This is a genomic window from Caballeronia grimmiae (genome assembly GCF_000698555.1).
In the GTDB taxonomy this organism is placed as follows: domain Bacteria; phylum Pseudomonadota; class Gammaproteobacteria; order Burkholderiales; family Burkholderiaceae; genus Caballeronia; species Caballeronia grimmiae.
The window spans coordinates 1-1459 of sequence record NZ_JFHE01000112.1; the positions used below are offsets into that span (position 1 = coordinate 1).

1 protein-coding gene is annotated in these 1459 nt (G+C 55.7%); it reads left to right on the forward strand.

The features are described from left to right. Nucleotides 1-315: 315 nt before the first annotated feature. A complete protein-coding gene (locus BG57_RS30815) occupies nucleotides 316-1215 on the forward strand; it encodes a hypothetical protein (RefSeq protein WP_035971075.1) in 900 nt (299 codons plus the stop codon). Nucleotides 1216-1459: the final 244 nt, after the last annotated feature.

Consider the following 1459-nt stretch of genomic DNA (forward strand, 5'->3'; position numbering starts at 1 on the left):
GACCAACTTGCCTTTGTTCCAGGGCTCACGGCTTAGATTGCTTCCCATGACAGACTCCCATTGAGTTGATGGGAGTTACATTGTCTTCCGCCATTCTGTTTCGGCGTGAAGGTCCGTTGGTTCACCTTGCCCCAGTCGGCCATAGGCGACGATCTCCGTCCGATTGCGATGTGGCTGACGCAGGCCGCTTCGCCGTCATTCGCAATACGGCGCATTTGAGCAACCGACTCGCTCGCGCGCCAGTGCGTCGCGGAGGCTCAAGTTACCACGGAAATCGTCGTCAACAGTATTGACGAACATCAAAAGGAAACCCTGATGACGACGGTAGTTATATGGCAGACGAGGCAGTCATTCTCTAGCGTACCCGACAATGCGATCTGGCTGATCGCCGACTCTCGGGCTTCTTCGACGGCTGGAGGAGGCGGGATACTGACCGATCGTTGTGCCAAAGTGTTCGAAGTGCCTGTCCGGGTGCGAAGTAGGGATTTCGACTCGACGGCTACGCTCGCGGTAGCAGTAGCCGGGCACACTTTGGTCGCGCACAACGCTGTCTTCTGCTTGCAGCAAGCACTCGCCGCACTTATTGGTTCAAGACTACCTACCGTCAACGAAGTGGTCGAGTTCGCGGCAAAGATCCTCGGAGATCTCACCATGGATGTGGGCTTTCTTCAAAGGGACAAAGCGTTCTCGGAGCTCATCATTGCCGGTGCAACCGAACCAGATACGTCACCTGAGGCCTGGTCACTGCGACCAAAAATCATCAAGGGCGTGACTACCATTGAAATGACGCTTCTCGATCTCTCAGAGGGGCCGTACTGCACGGGCGTAGCACCGGATGTAGAAGCGTTCCGAGTTGCGTACCAAGCGAAATTAGCAGACGACCGTAAGAAAGGGCGGGAGCAGTATCTCCTTGATCAGCTACCGATAACGTGTTTCGATAAGATCTTCCTCGTTGAGAAATCAGCAGAGAAAACTGGCGGTGAGATGCAGATAGTCGCTACGAACGGAATTGACACTTTACGCTTTATGCCGTTCAGGTACGAACCGTCCCAAGCAGAGTTGAGCGGTGATCCTGCAAAACAGATTGGCGACTGGATGGGCATGTACAGATTCCTATTCTTCGGTTCAGATGTGTTCGGTGCGAAGATAGGTGAGTGTCAGATTGGGTTGGAGCCTTGGCAGTTGGCCGACGTGCCTGCCGTTCCTAACCAGTAGCTCGGTCCGACTAGTCCAACGTGAGCATCGTTACAAATAGGTCAGCTCACACTGTCGGACCCGTCTCGCATGCTCAGACTCCCCGAAAGCGGTCGCTCGTCTGCTCAGCGGCAGTTTCGCCTGCGCGACCAATGCTCGTCATTGACTAGCGTCACGCGATCTAATCCGGCGCCGCCGACAACTGAGCGTTGGCTGACGGCGCCACAACTACCCACGCACGCACGCACGCACGCACGCACGCACG

Excerpts from the sequence above, each read along its gene's own strand:
- BG57_RS30815 (WP_035971075.1), top strand. The coding sequence starts at position 316 with ATGACGACGGTAGTTATATGGCAGACGAGGCAGTCATTCTCTAGCGTA.